General features: G+C 60.9%; 13 protein-coding genes and 1 tRNA gene. 8 read left to right on the forward strand and 6 right to left on the reverse strand.

The genetic code is table 11. The features are described from left to right. Positions 1-307 precede the first annotated feature (307 nt). The 3 genes from AAAX75_RS03290 (at position 308) to AAAX75_RS03300 (ending at position 4158) form a co-directional block, all read left to right on the forward strand. Positions 308-2287, forward strand: coding sequence for an ATP-dependent DNA helicase RecQ (locus tag AAAX75_RS03290; protein ID WP_349091084.1), 1980 nt, complete (start codon positions 308-310; stop codon positions 2285-2287). A 2-nt stretch (positions 2288-2289) separates the two neighbouring features. Then, complete coding sequence (locus AAAX75_RS03295) at positions 2290-3045, forward strand: GntR family transcriptional regulator (protein WP_349091085.1); 756 nt, start codon at positions 2290-2292, stop codon at positions 3043-3045. A gap of 144 nt (positions 3046-3189) precedes the next feature. Beyond that, complete coding sequence (locus AAAX75_RS03300; RefSeq protein WP_349091086.1) at positions 3190-4158, forward strand: SIS domain-containing protein; 969 nt, start codon at positions 3190-3192, stop codon at positions 4156-4158. A 134-nt stretch (positions 4159-4292) separates the two neighbouring features. Here AAAX75_RS03300 and AAAX75_RS03305 read toward each other — a convergent pair whose 3' ends face one another. Continuing rightward, complete coding sequence (locus AAAX75_RS03305; protein WP_349091087.1) at positions 4293-5270, reverse strand: L-lactate dehydrogenase; 978 nt, start codon at positions 5268-5270, stop codon at positions 4293-4295. Between the two features lie 210 nt (positions 5271-5480). Between AAAX75_RS03305 and metA the strand changes: the two genes are divergently transcribed. Then, the gene (gene metA, locus AAAX75_RS03310; RefSeq protein ID WP_349091088.1) at positions 5481-6407 is read left to right on the forward strand and encodes a homoserine O-succinyltransferase; all 927 of its coding nucleotides are present in this window, start codon (positions 5481-5483) and stop codon (positions 6405-6407) included. Between the two features lie 23 nt (positions 6408-6430). On the opposite strand, the gene AAAX75_RS03315 is transcribed toward metA, so the two are convergent. After that, entirely contained in the window at positions 6431-7027 is a 597-nt protein-coding gene (locus tag AAAX75_RS03315; protein WP_349091089.1) for a 5-formyltetrahydrofolate cyclo-ligase, read from the reverse strand. A gap of 364 nt (positions 7028-7391) precedes the next feature. Next, entirely contained in the window at positions 7392-10436 is a 3045-nt protein-coding gene (locus AAAX75_RS03320; RefSeq protein WP_349091091.1) for an insulinase family protein, read from the reverse strand. 532 nt (positions 10437-10968) lie between these two features. Between AAAX75_RS03320 and AAAX75_RS03325 the strand changes: the two genes are divergently transcribed. Beyond that, positions 10969-12435: an ATP-binding protein gene (locus tag AAAX75_RS03325; protein WP_349091092.1), complete on the forward strand. Its 1467-nt coding sequence runs from the start codon at positions 10969-10971 to the stop codon at positions 12433-12435. A 100-nt stretch (positions 12436-12535) separates the two neighbouring features. Here AAAX75_RS03325 and AAAX75_RS03330 read toward each other — a convergent pair whose 3' ends face one another. After that, positions 12536-13027, reverse strand: a complete 492-nt coding sequence (locus AAAX75_RS03330; protein ID WP_226790459.1) for a hypothetical protein — start codon at positions 13025-13027, stop codon at positions 12536-12538. Positions 13028-13242: 215 nt separating this feature from the next. Here AAAX75_RS03330 and AAAX75_RS03335 point away from each other — a divergent pair, with 215 nt between their 5' ends. Continuing rightward, complete coding sequence (locus AAAX75_RS03335; RefSeq protein WP_349091093.1) at positions 13243-14325, forward strand: HNH endonuclease; 1083 nt, start codon at positions 13243-13245, stop codon at positions 14323-14325. Positions 14326-14770: 445 nt separating this feature from the next. Here AAAX75_RS03335 and AAAX75_RS03340 read toward each other — a convergent pair whose 3' ends face one another. Further along, positions 14771-15457: a DUF5710 domain-containing protein gene (locus AAAX75_RS03340; protein ID WP_349091094.1), complete on the reverse strand. Its 687-nt coding sequence runs from the start codon at positions 15455-15457 to the stop codon at positions 14771-14773. A 226-nt stretch (positions 15458-15683) separates the two neighbouring features. After that, positions 15684-15758, reverse strand: a tRNA-Val gene (locus AAAX75_RS03345). 289 nt (positions 15759-16047) lie between these two features. On the opposite strand from AAAX75_RS03345, the gene AAAX75_RS03350 reads away from it, so the two are divergent. Both AAAX75_RS03350 and AAAX75_RS03355 read left to right on the forward strand, forming a co-directional pair. Then, positions 16048-17070 (forward strand): EamA family transporter, encoded by a 1023-nt coding sequence (locus tag AAAX75_RS03350; RefSeq protein ID WP_349091095.1) that lies wholly within the window; start codon positions 16048-16050, stop codon positions 17068-17070. A 149-nt stretch (positions 17071-17219) separates the two neighbouring features. Further along, on the forward strand, positions 17220-19532 hold the full coding sequence (locus tag AAAX75_RS03355) for a DUF4012 domain-containing protein (RefSeq protein ID WP_349091096.1): 2313 nt from the start codon (positions 17220-17222) through the stop codon (positions 19530-19532). Positions 19533-19610 lie beyond the last annotated feature (78 nt).

The following is a 19610-nucleotide window of genomic DNA, read 5'->3' on the forward strand; positions in this document are numbered from 1 at the left end:
CTCCCAACCTCGTTGCGGCGCGGCTGCGCCTATGGCACTTCAACATCATTGTCGCAGCCCCGACCCGCGGTCACGAGCGGGGGCTCCTATCTTTTTAGTGCCCTCGGATTGGGTCATAGTGTCTGTCCGCGCCTAAACATCGGCGTTGCCGGGCCGGCACTTGGGGACGTTCCTTTTCTGCCGGCACCTGGGGACACTCCTTAGCCGTTGGGGGCGTTCTTAAACGACTAGTCTGGGCGGCGGCCGTGTGCTGCTGTCCGCGTGGCGGCGTATAATCGGCGGCAGATGACTTGAACGTTAGGAAACCATGACCGATAGCATGCAGCAGATGGCACTCGACACGCTCGGCGCCTATTTTGGCTACACCTCGTTTCGCCCGGGACAGGACCGCATGGTCGATGCGATCCTTGCCGGTCGTGATGCGCTGGGTGTTATGCCCACGGGCGCCGGCAAGTCCATTTGCTACCAGGTGCCCGCGCTCATGCTGCCCGGCATCACCTTTGTGGTGAGTCCGCTGCTGTCGCTTATGGAGGACCAGACCCGTGCGTTGCTCGCGGCGGGTGCGCGACCCAGCTATCTCAACTCCAGCCTTACTCCGGCCCAGCAAAACACCGTGCTCAAGCGGGCGCGCGAGGGCCGCTACCAGCTTATGTATGTGGCGCCCGAGCGCTTGCTCGAGCCGCGTTTTTTGGCCTTTGCGCAGGAGGCTGCGGGTTCCGCCGGCATTGGCGTGCCGCTCGTGGCCATTGACGAGGCCCACTGCGTGAGCCAATGGGGCCAGGATTTCCGTCCCGCTTACCTGCAGATTCGCGAGTTTATCGATTCCCTGCCGCAGCGCCCCATCGTGGCGGCCTTTACCGCTACGGCGACCGAGCGTGTGCGCGCGGACATTCAGCAGATGCTTGGCCTGCAAAACCCCGCGACGGTAGTGACGGGCTTCGATCGCAAGAACCTCTACTTTGGTTGCGAGGAGATGGGCGACAAGGCCAAGACTGCCTGGGTGCGCGACTACGTGATCGCGCATTCGAGCGAGAGCGGCATCGTGTATTGTTCGACCCGCAAGACAGTTGATGCGCTGGCGGGCGAGCTTGCCGAGGCACTGGGCCCCAGCGGCATTCGCGTTGGCCGCTACCATGCCGGCATGGGCAACGACGCCCGTCGCCAAAGCCAGCGCGCCTTTATCGACGACGATATCCAGGTGATGGTTGCCACCAACGCCTTTGGCATGGGCATCGACAAGCCCAACGTGCGCTACGTGATCCACAACAACGTGCCCGAGAGCATCGAAGCCTACTACCAGGAGGCGGGCCGCGCCGGCCGCGATGGCGACCCGGCCAGCTGCTACTTGCTGTGGAACGGCAACGATTTTCGCATGCGCCGCTTTCTGATCGACCGCGGCGATGCTGCCGATGAGGCGCTCGACGACGAGCAGCGCGCGTGGGCGCTCCAGAATCGATATCGTCTGCTCAGCCAGATGGAGGGCTACTGCAATACCACCGGCTGCCTGCGCGAATACATGCTGCGCTACTTTGGCGACGAGGCCGCGGCCGAGCATGCCGCGGCCAGTACGGGCGGCACCGCCACGGACGACGTCGAGAGCTGCGGCAACTGCAGCAACTGCCTCACGCAGTTCGAGGTCGAGGACGTCACCGATATGGCCCGCGCTGCCGTGCACTATGTGGCCACGCGTCCCATGCGCTTTGGCAAGTCGCTCATCGCCGATGTGCTCCACGGCGGCAACACCGAGCGCATTCGCCAGATGCATCTGGACGAGGACCGCGGCTACGGTGAGCTGTCGAGCGAATCGGTCGGGCGCATCAAGGACATCATCGGCCAGCTGTGCGGCCGCGGTTATCTGGCCACCTCGCAGGGGCAGTACCCGGTCGTGGGGCTGGGTCCGCGTGCCGTCGAGGTCGAGGATGAGGCGTTTGCCTTTACCGTTAAGCGTCGCGCGTCCAAGCGCAAGGCCTCGGCCCGCGCCCGCCGCGCCGTCGATCTGCTGCGCGAGGAGGCCGAGCTGGATCAGCGCCCACGCGTGGGCGACGATGCCGAGTTGTTCGAGCGCCTGCGTGCCCTGCGCAAGGAGATCTCGACCGAGCTGGAGATGGCGCCGTATATGGTCTTTTCCGACAAGGCCCTGCGCGGTCTGTGCCGCCTGCGTCCACAGACGCGCGACGAGCTTATCCAGGTCAACGGCATTGGCGAGAAAAAGGCCGACGCCTTTGGCGAGCAGTTTATGGCGGCGATTGAAGAGTTTGAGTCCGAGCATGCACGGGATGGAGCGTAACGATGGCATTCGACGATAAAACCGAGCGCACTGAGGTATCCGCCGTTCCGCTGTACCAGCAGGTTATGGACGACCTAAAGGGCGAGATCGCGCGTGGCGTGTACGCATCCGGCTCGCGCATTCCTTCCGAGATGGAGCTCGCTAAGTCCTATGGTGTGGGACGCGTCACCGTGCGCCGCGCCATCGAGGAGCTGTCGCGCGCGGGGTATCTCAACCGCCAGCAGGGGAGGGGCACGTTCGTGTGCGCGCCCAAGCTCAAGCGCAAGATTGTCCAGAAGGGTGACGTTCAGAGCTTTTCCGAGGGTTGCGCTGCCAACGACATGGTGGCCGGAGCACGCCTGGTGTCGCGCACGGTGGTTGCGGCGACGCGCGAGGACGCGGCGTTTTTTGGGGTGGAACCCGGCTGCGAGCTCATCGTGGTCGAGCGTGTGCGCACGGCAGACGGCGTGCCCGTCATGCTCGAGAACAACGCCTTTGTGCTGGCTGACCATCCTTATCTGCAGACGCTTGCCGACGAGGACCTCACCGATAACTCAATCTTTGCGCTCGTTGCCGAGCATTCGGGCCGCGCGCCGCTCAAATCCGACCCTTGTACCGTGGAGATTGCGCTTGCCGACGCTCAAGTCGCGCCACTGCTCGAGATCCCGATCGGTGAGCCACTCTTCTATATGGAGGCGTACTTTACCGATGCGGACGAGCGGCCCTTGCTGCTTGGGCGTCAAAAGATCGTGGGCTCGCGCTACGTGTTCGACATCTAACATCCACAGATAGAACAACATAGAACAAGTTTGGCGAAATGGCTTCACGAGCGTCATCGTGCGTGCTATAAATAGGACAACATAGAACGACAGCAGGTACGATCCGCCGTCGCTCAAAGCCGCCCCACAAGGAGGAACATCAGGATGAACGCACATGATCTGGTTCAGGAAATCATCGAGCGCAAGGGCAAGATTGAGAACGTCTTTTGGATTGCTTGTGGCGGTTCGATGATCGACCTGATGCCGGCCAACGAGCTGCTCAAGCGCGAGGCCACCACGTTTACCTCGACGGTCTACACGGCACGCGAGTTTTGCCTGATGGCCCCCAAGAGCCTTGGCGAGAAGTCGCTCGTTATTGCCTGCAGCCACAGCGGCAACACGCAAGAGGTCGTCGACGGCTGCGAGATGGCGCTGGCGGCCGGTGCCGAGGTCGTTGCCCTCACCGACTGCGAGGGCTCCAAGATCGACAACGGCAAGTGGACCACCTGGGTCTACCCCTGGGGCGAGGGCGTGCCGCAGGCCGAGGTGCCTCAGGGCATCGGCGCTCTGATCGCCGCCGAGCTGCTCGACCAGCAGGAAGGCTACGAGGCACTCGCCGACATGTACGAGGGCCTAAAGCAGATGGATGCGCTGCTGCCCGCCGCCCGCGAGAAGGTCAACGCCGAGCTGGGCGATCGCTTTGCCGAGCTCTGCCAGCAGCACAAGTTCTTCTATATCCTTGGTTCCGGCCCCAACTTTAGCCAGACCTATGCCATGGCCATCTGCTCGCTCATGGAGATGCAGTGGCAGCACTGCTGCTACATCCACTCCGGCGAGTACTTCCACGGCCCCTTCGAGGCCACCGAGCCCGGCGTGTTCTACTTTGTGCAGCTCGGATCGGGCGAGTGCCGCCCCATGGAGGAGCGCGCGTTGGCGTTCCTCAACACGCATACCGATACGGTAATGGTGCTCGATGCACTCGAGTACGGCGTGGGCGAGGTGCCCGCCAGCGTGCGTTCGTACCTGGAGCCGATCTTCTTCTACAACATGAGCTGCGAGCTGCGCGCCGCCCGCGGAAAGGTGTTCGACCACAGCCCTGAGATTCGTCGCTACATGGGCATCGAGCAGTACTAAGTAACGGGAAAAGTATTCACCTTCGATTCGCAGGGGCACTGCGTGAGTCAAAAAAAGCGGGCCGCGCCGGTGGGTTTCCGGCGCGGCCCGCTTAGTATCGCGCATAGATTCGCAAGGTTGCGGTAGCCAGCGGCTTACTTGACGTCGTAGGCCTCGGCATCCCACCAGTCGAGCTGGGCGATGTTGTCGCGGATGTGCTGGCAGCTCTTGTGGAAGCCTTCGAGCTCGTACTCGGAAAGGTCGAGCGTGTAGACCTCCTCGACGCCCTCGGCACCGATCACGCACGGCAGGGAGGTAAAGATACCCTCCTCGCCATACTGGCCGGTCATAAGCGTAGAGGCCGAAAGCACGGCGTGCTCGTTGTGCAGCACGGCGGCGCAGACGCGCGCGGCGGAGTTGGCGACGGCGTACTCGGTGCACTGCTTGCCCTGGTAGGTCACATAGCCGCCCTTGCGTGCGAGCTCCTCGACCTCCATGTGGTCGAAGGCGTACTTGTCAGGGTTCTCGGCCTGAAGCTCGTTAAGGCTCTTGCCGGCGATGGTTGCGGCCTTAAAGGCGGCAAGCTGGCTAAAGCCGTGCTCGCCGATCATGTAGGCGTCGATGGACTTGGGGCTCACGCCGACCTTCTTGGAGATCTCGGTGCGCAGGCGGGCGGAGTCCAGGCCGCAGCCCGAGCCGATGATCTTCTTGGGATCGTAGCCGGTCAGGTGCCACAGCTCGGTGCACACGACGTCGCAGGGGTTGGAGATGCTCACGAAGATGCCGTCAAAGCCGGCGTCGACGATGCGCTTGGCAAAGGTGCGGGCGGCGTCGGTGGTAAAGAACAGCTCGCCGTCGCGGTTGCCGGCGGCCAGCGCGACCTTGCCGGCGGCGTTGACGATGACGTCGCAGCAGGCCAGCTCCTCGTAGTGGTCGTAGCAGTTGACGATTTTGGTGTTGTACGGGACAAACGAAAGGGAGTCGCGCAGGTCCTGGACCTCGGACGTCACCTTGGCCTCGTTGATATCGCACAGGTACAGCTCATCGGCAATGCCCTGCATGAGCAGGCTGTTGGCGACATGTGCTCCTACGTGGCCCTGGCCGACCACACCGATCTTACGCGTCTGGTACATATACGTATCCTTTCGGCCGAGTTTTTCGCGTCGAACCATTGTAGCGTCCTGCTGCCACTTTGCTAGGCTAAAGCGCCGTAGATTTTTGGACATGCCTTAATCTCTACTTTTGGAGTGATTTGGGCCGCTGACGGCATCGCTGGGCGATGTGCTCGCGCGGATGGGGCCGGTCGTTGTACCATAGCTGCAACTGACTCGTAAGGAGCATTCATGCCCATTCGCATTCCCGACGCCCTCCCTGCCGCCGCGCAGCTCGAGAGCGAGAACATCTTTGTCATGACCGAGTACCGCGCGCTGCACCAGGACATCCGTCCGCTGCGCGTGCTCATCCTCAACCTCATGCCCACCAAGATTGCCACCGAGACGCAGATCATGCGCAAGCTCTCCAACACACCGCTGCAGGTGGAGGTGGACCTGCTGCGCACTAAAACGCACGAGGCCACGCACGTGAGCGCCGGCCACCTGGAGACGTTCTACCGCACGTTCGACGACATCCGCGACATCCACTACGACGGCCTGATCATCACGGGCGCGCCGGTGGAACAGATGCCGTTCGAGGAGGTCGACTACTGGCCCGAGCTCTGCCAGATCATGGATTGGTCCACCACGCACGTGCACTCTACGCTGCACATTTGTTGGGGCGCGCAGGCGGGGCTCTACCATCATTACGGTATCCAGAAGTACGACCTGCCGGCAAAGGCGAGCGGTGTGTTCGAGCATTATCTGGTGAAGCCGCAAAGCCCGCTGGTCCGCGGCTTTGACGACCATTTCTATGCCGTGCATTCGCGCAACACCGATGTGCGCCGCGAGGACGTAGAGGCCGAGCCGCAGCTTGAGGTCGTGGCCGTGTCCGACGAGGTGGGCCTGTACATCGTCAAGTCGACCGACAGCCGTCGCTTCTTTGTCTTTGGCCATCCCGAGTACGATACCGACACGTTGCGCTTGGAGTACGAGCGCGACGTGAAGCGCGGACTCAACCCCCAGGTTCCGGCGCATTACTTCCCGAATGACGACCCCACGGCCGAGCCGCGCAACGTCTGGCGCAGCCAGGCTCAGTTGCTCTACACCAACTGGCTCAACTACTACGTCTACCAGACCACGCCCTACGACCTGGCCCGCGCCGGCGAGGAGCACTAGGCCGTCGGGAGGTGCGCCAGCCGTTAGGCGCTGACGATGTGGGGCAGCGGCAGGTCGTGGGCGTCGGTGGGAACGTGGCCGACGCGCTGTTCGTCAAAGGCGATGCCGACGATTTGACATACGGGCGAGAGCATGGGCAGGTAGCGGTCATAGCAGCCGCCGCCGTAGCCTAGGCGCGTGCCGGCGCGGTCGAATGCTACGAGCGGCATGACGATCATGTTGAGAGCTTCGGCAGGCACGATAGGGAAGCGGCCGCTGTCGATGTTTATGGCCGCGAAAGCCCGTGTGGGGTGGGCGATAAACGGAGCCGCGGACGCATCGTCGGCGGCAACTGCCCGCATGCACATGCGCTGGCCACAAGCTGCGGCATCAATTGCCGAGAGCATGCACGGATAGGCCACGCGCCAGCCGCGTTTGGCGGCCGCAGCGGCAAACGCGGCTGGGTCAACTTCGGAGCCCATCGCGGCATAGATGGCAACGGTGTGCGGCGCCGCGGCATCCAAGCGATCCAACAGCTCAACAAGCCGCGCGCAGATAACGGCAGACTTCGCTGCCCGCAAGTCCAAATCAAGAGCATCGCGCCGAGCAATCACCGCCCGCCGCAACTCAGCCTTGTCCATCCCGGCCCTCTCTCCCAAACCTACCAAAAAGGGACAGGTTTATTTTGGCAGGTTTTATCTGGGTAAACACCCAAATCACCACACAAACCATCGCAAAGGGGGCAGTTCATGGACACCTTCGTGGGTTTTGACGAAGAGCGGGTGTTCGCGGCGGTTTGTCTCGATCTGTAACAGTAACTCGGCAAAATTGGACCTAGATGTTACAGATTGAGACAAAGGGCCGGCGTCATCCGGAAACGTCTCGATTTGTAACATCTGGAGCCAATATTGCCGCCTTAGCGTTACAGATCGAGACAAATCGGCAGACTGCGGCAAAAGAAAAAGGTAGATTCTCGGGCATGTCCCAAAAATCTACCTTGGTGCCTTAGCCCAGCAGGTCGACTACGTTGAAGCCGGCGTTGCTCTTGGCGATGACGTCGCGGCCGCCAAAGACGCAGGTCGGCGAATCGGCCGCGATGCGCGTCACGTCGGCGCCGAGCGAGCGAAGCTCGGCGGGCGTGGCGGCGAGCATTTGGGCGCGGCGCTCCTCGCGTGCGTGCGGATCGAGCCCGGCCAGGTAGGTCGTGTTGCGACGCTTGGTGAGCGCGTACGGCTTCACCGGCGCGTCCATGCCGCTCACGCAGCTCACGATAAAGCCCTCGAAGGCGGCCTCGTCGGGCTCAAAGCTGCCGAGCCATTCGCCTGCGCGCGCCACGCGCTCAATCGAAGGATCGACCGCCGGGTCGCGGTAGGTGTAGAACGCCGCCTGACGCTCGCCGGCCGCGCGGAATCCGCAGCCGTACGCGCCGCCCTTCACGCGGATCTCGTTCCACAGGTAGTCGTAGGAGAGTGCGTTGGCAGCAACCGCCCAGGCGCCCGTCACTTCGAGCCCCAAGCGACGCGGATCGCACGCGCTCGCCGCAAAGCAGATGTCGCTGGGGATGACAAAGGCCTCGTGGCGGTCGCGCGGCTTCGGCACCACGAGCGCGTCGTTGCCGGCAATGCCCGCCGCACCCGCGCCCAGCCCCAGGTCGCCCGCAGCATTCCAGTACGCGTCAAAGTCCTCATCGCTGCCGGTAAAGCTCGCCAGGCAGCCGTCGGCCACAAAGATACGACCTGCCAGCTCGGTAAGCTTGGCGCGCAGACCGTCCAGGCGCTCGTCAAAGTGTTCGAGCAAATCGCGCAGGAACAGATAGAAATCAACGCCCGAAAGCTGCTCGCACACCACGGCCGAAGGCGAGCTGTAGCTCATCGCGCGACCGAGTGCCGCCGAGTGACCGTTGTTGATAAACCCCTGCTCAAGCCCAATGCGAATCTGTGTGAGCACGTCGCGGACGCGGTCGGCGTCGGCATCCGCCAGCAGCGTGTTCGACCACACCTCGCGCGGCAGGCTCGCCAGCGCATTGATCTTCTCGGACAGGGCGCCGGCGCTCACCAGCAGGTAGGGGTGCACGCCGTCCACGTCGGGTTGGGTCATGACCTCGGTCGTAAAGCTCAAAAAGCCCAGCTTGCCGGCGAGCAAGTTGTCGAGCTCCTCGGCCGAGTGCTCGCTCGTGGGCAGCTGTTTGAGCAGGCGGCAGAGCAGTGTCACATAGGGCAGGTCCTCAAACGCGACGCAGCTCAGGTCGAAATACTGCATGGCGTAGGCCAGACGGTTGGTGGGGATGCCGTGGCGCAAGCAGGGGATGGGCGCGGTCGTGTCTACGACCAGCGGCGGCTCGGGGCGCGCCTCGCCAATGTCGGACACGCGCAGGCGCGGCAGCGTGGCCTTGGCCTCGGGTGTGTCTTCCGCCTCCTGTGCGGCACGCAGCGCAGCCGTGCGCTCGACCACGTCGGCCAGCTCGGCATCGGTCATGGCATCGCGCTTGGCTGCCAGCTCGGCAGCTTCGGCGCCCTCCGAACCCTCGGCGGCATTCACCGGCACCAGCTCGACCAGCGCCATGTGATCGTTCTGCAGCACCAGCTCGCGCAGCAGGTCCTCAAAATAGCTGCCGTCCAGCTCGCCACGCAGCTCCTCGTACACCGGGCCGTACTTGAGTGCCAGCGTCGCGGCGTCGTCATCGTAGAGCCAGGTGCTCAGCGCGTCGCACGCAATGGCCACGCCGTCAGCGATACCGTAGTCGCGCTGGCGCAGGTCGTATTCGTTGCTGCTGATGATGGCTTCCAGGCGCTCACGCGGAACGCCATGTTCGCACAGGTCGCGGCAGGCGTCCTGGAACACGCGACGCAGCTCACGCGCCACACCGGGCTGCGCGTTTTGCAGCATGATGAGCTCGTAGGGCTGCAGGCTCTCGGCCGCGGTGTAGCTCACCACGTTGCCGCCCAGACCGGCGGCCAGAATGGCCTTCTTAACCGGTGCTTCGTTGGAGCCCAGCAGCGCCTCGAACAGGATGTCCGCCGCGATCGTGCGCTTGCGGTCGAGCGCGCTGCCCAGCACCAGGCCCAGGCCCACCAGGGCGTTCTCGGGCGTGGTGGCCATCTCGATGCGCTTATACTCGCAGGTCACAGGCTCCTGCACGTCCAGCGGATTGGGCGCCAGCGCAGACGGGTCCTCGCCGGCGGCAACGGCGGCGTCCATGCGGCGGCTCGCGGCACTCGACTGCGACAGATAACGCTCGTCCAAAAACGCCAGCGCGCGGTCCACATCTAGGTCGCCGTAGAGCGTTATATAAGAGTTGGAAGGATTGTAGTGGCGCGCGTGCGTGTCCAGGAACTGCTCGTAGGTGAGCGCGGGAATCGCGCACGGGTCGCCGCCACTCTCGTGCGCATAGGCGGTGTCGGGATAGAGCGCGGCGTTGACGGCGTCGTCCAGCACGCTCATGGGGTCGGACAGCGCGCCCTTCATCTCGTTGAACACCACGCCGTTATAGCGCAGCGTGCCCTCGCGCAGGCTCGCGGAGCTGCCGTCGCCCTCGTCCTCGGCGCCCTCCGGCAGGTCCAGCTCGTAGTGCCAGCCCTCCTGCTCAAAAATGGTGGGCTTGGTATAGATGGCCGGGTTGAACACCGCGTCCAGGTACACGTCCATCAGGTTGTACAGATCCTGCTCGTTGGTGGTGGCAACGGGGTAGATAGTCTTGTCGGGGTAGGTCATGGCGTTGAGGAACGTCTGCATGGAGCTCTTGATCAGGTCGACAAACGGCTCCTTGACGGGGAATTTGGCCGATCCGCACAGCACCGAGTGCTCAAGAATATGGAACACGCCGGTGGAATCGGCTGGCGGCGTCTTAAAGCCAATGGCAAAGGCCTTGTTTTCGTCGTCGCACGCCAGGTACAGCAGGCGAGCGCCCGAGGCGGTGTGGCGCAGCACGTAGGCGTCCGAGTCGAGCTCGGGCACGGTCTCGCAGCGCTCGACGGCAAAGCCGTGGCAGGTGGTGCCGGGTGCCAGCAGCGCGGCGGCTGCGGCGCGCGGGTCGGTTGAGGTGGTGGGCATATGCAGTCTCCTTTGACGCCCCAGCGGGGGCGAATCGAGTCGAATCCTCGAGAGTATACCCATATGGGGCCCTCGACCAATCTGCCGGATGAGCGTGGATTTTCGGACACACGAGCGTGGAAATTCGGACGCCCATCAAATGAGCGTGGATTTTCGGACGAAATCGGCTGCCAAAAGCCCAAAAACCGTCCAAATATCCACCCTCATTTCCCGACCGTCCAAAAATCCACGCTCATCCGTCGCCCGCACATCTCTCATATCTCATTCGTCTCTAATACGAGAGATAACAGAAAGATGAGAGACAAATATGAGAGATAACAATGCTGCAAAGAGACAGGCAACCATGGTATTGTCTCAATATAGATTGTTTTACCAGCGAAAACATGTTTAAATGAAACAGATGACAGACATCTTATCTTTCATCTCTCACTCCTCTCTAATATGAGAGATAACAGAAAGACGAGAGATAACTGAGAGACGAAGGAAATCTATTCGCGGCATTCTTCGCAGAACCGAGCGAAAGGACGTGCAGATGAACGAAAACGAGCTGGCCGGTTTGCTCGAGTCTTTAAAGCGAATGGGTTCGGATGACCTTAGCGTCGAAGTAAAAGAGAGCGCCATGACGCTTTCCCGCGACGTATGGGAAACGGTCAGCGCTTTCGCAAACACCGCCGGCGGCATCATCGTGCTCGGAGTGAGCGAGCGCGCGGGTTTTGTCCCAGTTGCAAACTTTGAGACCGAGAAAGTGCTCAACCAATTCGTGGCGGTCATGGGCGATGCTGGCGGTCGCGGAAAGCTGGCCAATCCGCCCAAATACACCATTGAGCGCGTGGAGCTCCAGGGCACCGTGGTTCTGGTCATCACGATTGAGGAGCTCGACCCGTCGAGCAAGCCGTGCTATGTCATAGAGCGGGGCGCTCAAGGTGGCAGCTACAAACGCATCGATGACAAAGATGTGCCGCTTTCATCGACCGAGGTGCTCGCATTGGCGTCATACGGTCGAGCGACTCCGAGCGATCGCGATGCGGTGCCCGGCACGAGTGTGGGCGATCTCGACGAGTCGCTGGTCGACCGCACGATAGAACGCGCCTATTCGTTGACGCCTCGAGCGATGCGTGGTGCGACGGACAAGAAGACAAAGATGGAGCGCCTGAATCTCCTCGACTTCCAGGGCAATGTTACCAAGGCCGGCCTCCTTGCCGCGGGCGTTTACCCTCAGCAGTTCTATCCCAAGCTCTTCATTGATGTGGCTGTCCATGCGGGAACTCAAAAGGGCGCTGCGGGACCGCTAAGATTTATGGACCGCACAGTCTGCGAGGGCACCCTGGGCGAGATGATTTCGGATACTGTCGCGGCTGTCGCCAAAAACCTGCGCCGCACCTCGACCGTCCAAGGCATCTCGCGTATCGACTCGCTGGAGATTCCCGAGGAGGTCCTGCGCGAGGCAGTCGCCAACGCGGTTATCCACAGGGAATACGGGGATCGGTTCTGTGGGCAATCGATCGCCGTCGACGTTTTTGACGACCGTATCGAGGTGACGAATCCCGGCGGCCTTTATGGAGGGAAGACTCGCGAGAGCTTGTTTGACGGCAGCTCCCGATGCCGTAACGCGACGCTCGTGAAACTCATGTCGATTGTCCCGCTGCCGGATGGCGCAGGTTCGCCGGCTGAGGGCAATGGCTCGGGCATCCCGATGATGCTCGATGCCATGCGCGCGCATGGTCTGGCCGAGCCCCTGTTCTGCCCGGGGTTCGATCGGTTCAAGGTCGTACTTTACCGTTCAAAGATCGAGCCGGTCGATCATGGCGGGGACTTGATTATGACGGCGCTCAAGCGCTACGGCGAATTGGGGACGCGCGAACTGGCGGAGCGCACGGGACTCACGGTTTCCCAGGTCAGGGCACGCGTCAATGCGCTCATTGAGCAGGGCGAGCTTGAGCCGACGGCGCCGTTGACAAGCCGCAACCGCAAGTATCGACTGTCAGAGCGCGTGGAATAAATGCGTTAGTGGACGAGGCGACCCAATAATCGACCCTCAATTGGCGCCCACTAAGGTAAAGCGGTTGTTGCTCAGTCGACGGTGATGCTAAAGACTCGGCTTACGCCGGCATGGCCCCGAACCCGTCCATCAAGAACAGCCTAAGAACCAGCTTGATGACATATCCCGGTTTGACTTCAGCCGCGTCAAAGACGTGGCGCTCGGCGAGCTCGCTGCAGTATGCATAGATGTCGCGGATAAGGTCCGCGCCCGAAAGCGTAAACATGTAGCCTGCGTCCGAAAGCGCATTGGGTGCGGCGGGCAACTTGGCCATGTGGCAGAACGTTTGCAGGTCGGGCGCCATAACATTCTGGTAGTCGAGGTGGCCGCTGGCATCCTGTGCGGCAAGCTCCAATTGGCGCACAAAATCCAGCGCCGCCGCTAACACAAAGCTCGGCGTAGGCGCATTGACGTCCTGAGTGGTCGCCACAAGCCTGCCCGCCGCCTGCGTGACAAGCCAAGCGACCTCGCGCTGGCAACGCACAGCCTTGCGCGTAACCGGCTTGATGGACGAAGAAGAAACGCTCCCCTTAGGCGGATTCGAAGCAGCCATAAGACCCTCTCATGAACAATCCGGCCCAACAAGCCCGGATGAAACACGTGCTACATCAGTATACAGGGAAGTGGGGTAGCGGGGTACAAGCGCGCCAGCGGCAAACCGAGAGCATCAACAATGTGCCGATCGCGGAATGAGATCTCGTAATAATTGACTTCCGGCCATATTATTGAGGGGCATGACTCGCGTTCGTATGGTTGTAGGTGCTGGCGATGAACGACATTGACCTTGCTGTTCCGTTGATGGATGGACCAAGCTATGACCGCGCCTGCAGTCTCGTGCCTTCCGAATACGTTGAGGCATGGGAGTGGTTTCTGGGTGAGGAACAGCGCGGCGGCGTTTGGACCAGCCTTCCGCACCACACCAAGGAAGATAGCCCTCAGTATCAGTATCGTTTGAGAATTGGCTCGGACTTCTTTCCCGTAACGCGGGATTCAGGGATCTTCTGGCCGGGCCAGGATCGGGTGAAGCAAGATCCCAATAAGATCTTTGCGCTTTCGGTCCATAACTCTAAAAAGAGCTTCTACACCGATGTGCCTCCGCTCTATTTGGACGATGGCACGTGGGTCATTAAGTATTCGGTTCAAGCGCCAGGCGCCGTTGGTTCTCGAGACCAAGACTATAACCGTAAAATGCTCAACTGCATGGAATGTGGCGTTCCGGTCGGAGTCATATTTGCAACCGAGGTGGGCTACAAGGTGCTCGGCCTTGCGTTTGTTGAGCGGTTCGAGCCCGAAAACGGATGGTTTGTTCTGCACGGTCCTGTTCATAAAGGCGGACCGGACCCTCGTTTTGCACCCGACATGAGTTATCTGAAGCACATGCCCGTCGATATTGAGTTTGCCGGACAGGGTGCGACCGACGACGAAAAGGTCCGCTATGCGTTAAGGCGCGAGCGATTGGGGCAGCAATGGTTCCGCAAGCAGCTCGTTGCCGCCTATGACGGCCGTTGCGCGGTGTCGGACTGCGGCGTCAGCGAAGCTCTGGAGGCTGCACATATCGAGAATTACTCGGGACCCAAATCGCAGGTTGCCAGCAATGGCATTCTGCTTCGGCGCGATCTTCATTCCCTATTTGATGCTCACCTGATTTCGTTTGAGCCTGTTTGCGGCGAATATCGGCTGTGCGGATCGTACCTGCTGGATAAGACCGACTACGCTTCCTTTGCGGGTGCGACGCTAAGGCAGCCGAATGAGCGTCAGTGGCGACCCAATACGGTGTTTCTTGAGGCCCATCGCATTGAGTTCGATCGCTCGGAAAAGAAGCGTGAAAAGGCGGGGCTTCTGCCGTATTAGCGTATTTGGCTTTGGTATTCTTTGACGATCGTGTTGTTTGATCGGATCGCGTGGCGATACAATCTCGCGCACGCCCGCCGGTGCATGCTCTTCCTGTTTTGTATAGCGAGAGGGGAGCGTGTATGAGCTGGCGAGGCGATATTGCGATGGGGAAGTACGGAAAACTGCCGTGTGCCCTTATAGACAACAATATGTTTCCGAGCGTAGAGGTTGATTGCGGGTCGTTTGTCGTCACCTGCCCTTGCTGCGGCTCGCAAATACCGTGTCTCGATATTCGGTTCATCGATGCGCGCGACAGACTCAGCGACGAAGTGAGAAAACAGACAGGCGTTCATATGCCGGTGTATCCGGAGAAATGCCCTGTTTGTGGCCTCGATATCGTGTATGACGCCGGCGACGAGGGATAGGTGATGCGGAGGAGCTGGCTGTGAAGGCTTCTCCGTCTCTACAAATAAACCCCCTCACCGAGTTGCCTGTGGAACTCGGCGTGATGGTCGCGTGCCCAGGTAAAGAGCGCCTGGTCAAAGTCGGTGCGCGTGGTCGGGACGCCAAAGACGCCGGCAACTTCGACGCGTATAAACTCCAGTGCCGGCAGCTTGTTGATGGCAGTGAGGGCAAACGGGGACGAGGGCTCCTCGAACAGATAGCGGCTGCCTTGCAGCGCGTCGCAACTGGTGCACGTGTTGCCGAGCGACGGGGCTTTGGAGGCTCGCGCGCCTACGGGCTTGTAGCCGCAGCGCTTATGAAGGTAGTCGCGGATCTCGCCCGGCACGCAGCCAAGAGCGGGCACGATGGCGAGTGCGTTGGCGTTGGCCGTGTCGATGGCAATGTGCCCGGACTCGTTGGGCGCGTGCGCGATGGCGACGCTCTCGTCGTTATCGGTTCGATAGGGAATGCCGAAGGCCGCGACCGAGGTCTCTTTGTGACACTTCCAGCACTCGCGCTTGCCCAGTACTAGATATATATACGGCGCTGAGGGGTCGGATCGGTCAACACCGGGCAGCCACTCGGCAAAGGGCTCGGGGTTGACGCCGCCGGGTACATACCAGACCTTCTTGGTCCGGTCCCATTTGGCGCCCAGCGCCTTGGCTTCTTCTTTGTGCGAAAAGGGGACATCGAGCTCGGTGCGCATGGCGGCTCCTTGGTGCTGCAGGTGCAAGTGGCCCAAGGATACCGCAGGGCGCAGACATCGCGGCGTTTTGCTGAGAAGTTGCGGTGCGGACTGATTGGTTATGCCGATGGATATATCGGCAAGTAGATGGTCGGCTTTTGGCTAGTTGGGCGGTTGGAACTGCCGGCGGATTTGGCGACATAAAACAAAACAGCCCAGAGGACATAGCCTCTGAGCTGCGAACATTTGGTGGGCGTTAGAAGATTTGAACTTCTGACCTCTTCCGTGTCAGGGAAGCGCTCTCCCCCTGAGCTAAACGCCCGATCAAGGGTACGCAAGCGCGCAAGGGATAATATAACGGAGCCTGAACTCGGTGGCAAGAACATTTTTAAAAATCGCTTACATTGTGGAATTCGGGGGCTTTGTCATATCCATCTCAAAAGTGCCTGCTGCCGCGATTTGGCTGTCGCATAATGCAAGGCCATTGCGGTATCGAGCTATGGAAAGACGCCTGCGGAATTGTCCTACCGATAAGCGGACAAGCCTCCAGCTGGTGACTTCGCCGTGGTAAGGTAAGCCGAATTGTTTCCAGGCTGTTTCGGGGGAGTGGAATGAGCAAAGAGTGTGTCGAGCAGGTCGAAGGCGCAGGGGCTTCGGTGCCGATGACCGATATATCGAACATTGATGTGCCCGAGGGCACCGACGAGCTCAGCCGCAACACCCGTCGCGCCTGGCGCGAGCGCCTTAACGATGCGTCGTCGCGCAAGATGATCACGGGCGTTTTGGCTACGCTGGTGGGCGGTTCGTTTTGGGGCTTCTCGGGCACCAGCGCGAGTTTTTTGTTCGATACCTACCATGTCGATACGCTGTGGCTTATGAGCGTGCGTCAGATTCTCGCCGGCCTGCTCTTTATGGCTGTGGTTGTCACGCGCGACCGCGCACGCCTGGTCAAGCTTTGGACGACGCCCGCTGATCGCAAGCAGCTGCTGCTCTTTACCGCTTTTGGCCTGCTGTTCAACCAGTTTTGCTATCTTTCGGCCGTGCGCCTGACGAACGCCGGAACCGCGACGGTGCTCCAGTGCCTGCAGCTCGTTATCATCATGGGCTACGCCTGCGTGACCGATCGCCGCATGCCGCGTACTCGCGAAGTCATCGGCATTGGCCTGGCTCTGGGTGGAACCTTTTTAATCGCCACCGGCGGCGACCCCACCAGCCTGAATATCTCGCCGCTTGGCCTGGCAGCAGGTCTTATGTGTGCGGTCAGCGCCGCGTGTATGGCGGTGATTCCCGCCAAGATCCTGCCCGAATACGGCAGCCCCATCGTCACGGGCTCGGCAATGCTCACGGCGGGCGTGGTCTCGTGCGTCTTCGTGCAGCCCTGGGCGCATATGCCGGCGCTCGACGCTGCCGGCATCGAGGCGCTCGCGGTGTTCGTGGTTATCGGCTCGTTTTTTGCTTACATGCTCTATATGCAGGGCGTTAAGGACATCGGCTCGGTGCGCGCGAGCCTCATCGGAACTGTGGAGCCGGTTTCGGCGACCATCACCAGTGCCGTTATGCTGGGGACGGTGTTTTTGCCAACCGACCTTATCGGCTTTGCCATGATCATCGTGATGATGTTCCTCACGGTGTAGCTGGCACCGCCGCCAAGACAGAAAAGGTGTTGTGCCGCATTTTCGCCAATTGACGTCCGTGTCTGGAGTTTAGCTGTCGATGCTCAAAATGCCATAAACTAGTAACGTTATGGACTTTTTCATTGCGACTCAATTGCGAGGATTTCTTTATGGCTGGTAATCACTTTAAGGGCAGCGATAGCGGCCGCCCTGCAGTTCCGCCGCGTCCGAACGGGGCTGGTAAGGCCGGCACGCCGGGCGGCGCTGGACAGGGCGGTTCCGGTAAGCGCGTGTCCCCGGGCGAGACGGCGATGTTTACCGCTCTGTACGAGCAGTCTCAAAAGGCAAAAAAGACCGGCCGTGCAAGAGGGAATGTCTTTGCGGGCGGTGCAACCTCCGCGTCGCAGCCGAGCGGGGCTCCTTCGGCACCTGCGAACAGCGCAGGTGCTGCCAACGCCGCGAATGCCGCCGGCAACGTTAATGCCGGCAAGGCCGACAACAATACTCCCTCTGCCGGTGGCGCGGGGCTTACGGGCAACCTTGGCACGATCTACACCGGCGCCTCCGAGACTGGCACGTTCGCCCGCCTGGATGATAGCGGTGCCGAGTTTGCGGGCTCGGGTTCCAAGGAAGATTATTACGATTTTGGCTTGAACTACGGTAGCGACGCTTCGTCGAGTTCGACCTCTGACGGTCTGGTCCGTCATCGCCATCGCAAGGGCGAGCGCAAAAAGCGTCACACCGGCGCCATTATTGCCGCTGTAGTCGCGGTGCTTCTCGTTGCGCTTGGCGCAAGCGGCTTTATGCTGCTTAACTCGGCAAAGACCGTAAAGAGCGAAGCGAAGGAGGCTGTCGAGATCGTCGGTGGCCTTAAGGACAAGGTCACGTCGGGCGATTTTTCGACGCTGCCTGACGACGCGAAGAAGATCGATGAGCTCTGCAACAGCATGAAGGCGGAGACCTCGAGCCCGCTGTGGGCGGCGGCTTCGTTTATCCCGGTGTATGGCAGCGATATCAATGCGGCCCGCACCATGATTGACGCCCTGTCCGATGTCTCGAGCAATGCGCTGGTTCCCATGGCCGATAACCTTTCGCAGGCTACGCCCGGCAAACTGTTCCAGGACGGCATGATTAACGTGTCCGCGCTGCAGGCGGTCGCCGATTCGCTTTCCAGCAGCTCGAAGGTGTTCAAGAGCGCCAACGAGAAGATCCAGGGCATTGGCGATACTCATATTTCTCAGGTGACCGAGCTGGTCGATAAGGCCAAGGACGGCTTTGCCACCCTCAACGGTGCGGTTGACGCGGCGGAGAAGGTCGCCCCCGTCCTTCCCCAGATGCTCGGCGCCAACGGCCAGACGCGCAACTACCTTATGTACGCCATGAACAACGTCGAGATTCGTGCTTGCGGCGGCTTTGGCGGTTCGCAGGGCCTGATTTCGGTCACTGACGGCCAGATGTCGATTGGCGAGTTTGTTCCCCGCATTGGACTCAGCGAGGATGAGGCAGTCGAGAGCGTCGACGAAGAGGATGAGGCGCTGTTCGGCAACCACAGTAACCTGTACAACTCGGGCAATACCTATTCGCCTGATTGGCCCCGCAACTCGCAGCGTGTCGCCGCGCTGTGGAAGTCCCAGTATGGACAGGACGTTGATGGCGTCATCGGTATCGACCCGGTGTTCCTGCAGTATCTGCTGGGCCTGGTCGGTAATGTCTCGCTGCCCGACGGAACGGTTGTCGACGGCACCAACGCGGCGAAGGTTCTCATGCACGATGTGTATTGGAACTATCCGGTCGAGGAATCGGACGGCATCTTTGCGGCTGTTGCCAGCGCCGCCTTCGACAAGATTCTCGGTGGCATCGGTGACGTCGACGTTACAAAGCTTGTCGGTGCATTCGAGCGCGGTGCCGAAGAGGGCCGTCTGATTGCTTGGATGAGAAACGATGATGAGCAGAATGCCATCAAAGAGACGGGCATTGACGCTTCGCTGCCCGATCCGGATGATCCGAGTGCCGATCCCGTTGCCGGCGTTTACTTTAACAACCTGAGCTTCTCCAAGCTCGACTGGTATCTGAACGCCGACACGCAGATCGGCCAGGGCATCAAGAACGGCGACGGCACGTGCTCGTATCGCATCACCGTTACTCTGACGAACATCATGACGCAGGAGGAGGCAGGCAAGCTGCCCGACTACGTTGCGGCGAGCGCACCCGATGCCGCGCGTGACGACGAACGCCTGAATGTCTCGTTGTTTGCCCCGACGGGCGGCAACATCAGTGACCTTACGGTTGAGGGCACACAGTTTGGTCTTGGCGCCGCTACGTGGCATGGAATCCCCTTCTATTCGGGCACCGTTGACCTGCATGCTGGCGAGACGACGACGATCACGTATACGCTGACCACGTCGGCCGAGGCGGGGGACAAGCCGCTTACGCTGCGTCAGACTCCTACATGCCAGGCAGCTCGCGACAGCGCGTCGGCGTAGGGTTTTTCTGGTAGCGCAGATAATCGAGTACCATTTTGGGGCGGACAGGCAATCTGTTCGCCCCTATTTTGTAAGGAG

Origin of the sequence: Collinsella sp. CLA-ER-H7 (assembly GCF_040092345.1) — a bacterium.
Lineage (GTDB): Bacteria > Actinomycetota > Coriobacteriia > Coriobacteriales > Coriobacteriaceae > Collinsella.

Excerpts from the sequence above, each read along its gene's own strand:
- AAAX75_RS03300 (WP_349091086.1), top strand. The coding sequence starts at position 3,190 with ATGAACGCACATGATCTGGTTCAGGAAATCATCGAGCGCAAGGGCAAG.
- AAAX75_RS03340 (WP_349091094.1), bottom strand. The coding sequence starts at position 15,457 with ATGCGCACCGAGCTCGATGTCCCCTTTTCGCACAAAGAAGAAGCCAAG.
- AAAX75_RS03355 (WP_349091096.1), top strand. The coding sequence starts at position 17,220 with ATGGCTGGTAATCACTTTAAGGGCAGCGATAGCGGCCGCCCTGCAGTT.
- AAAX75_RS03335 (WP_349091093.1), top strand. The coding sequence starts at position 13,243 with ATGAACGACATTGACCTTGCTGTTCCGTTGATGGATGGACCAAGCTAT.
- AAAX75_RS03325 (WP_349091092.1), top strand. The coding sequence starts at position 10,969 with ATGAACGAAAACGAGCTGGCCGGTTTGCTCGAGTCTTTAAAGCGAATG.
- AAAX75_RS03320 (WP_349091091.1), bottom strand. The coding sequence starts at position 10,436 with ATGCCCACCACCTCAACCGACCCGCGCGCCGCAGCCGCCGCGCTGCTG.
- AAAX75_RS03350 (WP_349091095.1), top strand. The coding sequence starts at position 16,048 with ATGAGCAAAGAGTGTGTCGAGCAGGTCGAAGGCGCAGGGGCTTCGGTG.
- metA (WP_349091088.1), top strand. The coding sequence starts at position 5,481 with ATGCCCATTCGCATTCCCGACGCCCTCCCTGCCGCCGCGCAGCTCGAG.
- AAAX75_RS03290 (WP_349091084.1), top strand. The coding sequence starts at position 308 with ATGACCGATAGCATGCAGCAGATGGCACTCGACACGCTCGGCGCCTAT.
- AAAX75_RS03315 (WP_349091089.1), bottom strand. The coding sequence starts at position 7,027 with ATGGACAAGGCTGAGTTGCGGCGGGCGGTGATTGCTCGGCGCGATGCT.
- AAAX75_RS03305 (WP_349091087.1), bottom strand. The coding sequence starts at position 5,270 with ATGTACCAGACGCGTAAGATCGGTGTGGTCGGCCAGGGCCACGTAGGA.
- AAAX75_RS03295 (WP_349091085.1), top strand. The coding sequence starts at position 2,290 with ATGGCATTCGACGATAAAACCGAGCGCACTGAGGTATCCGCCGTTCCG.
- AAAX75_RS03330 (WP_226790459.1), bottom strand. The coding sequence starts at position 13,027 with ATGGCTGCTTCGAATCCGCCTAAGGGGAGCGTTTCTTCTTCGTCCATC.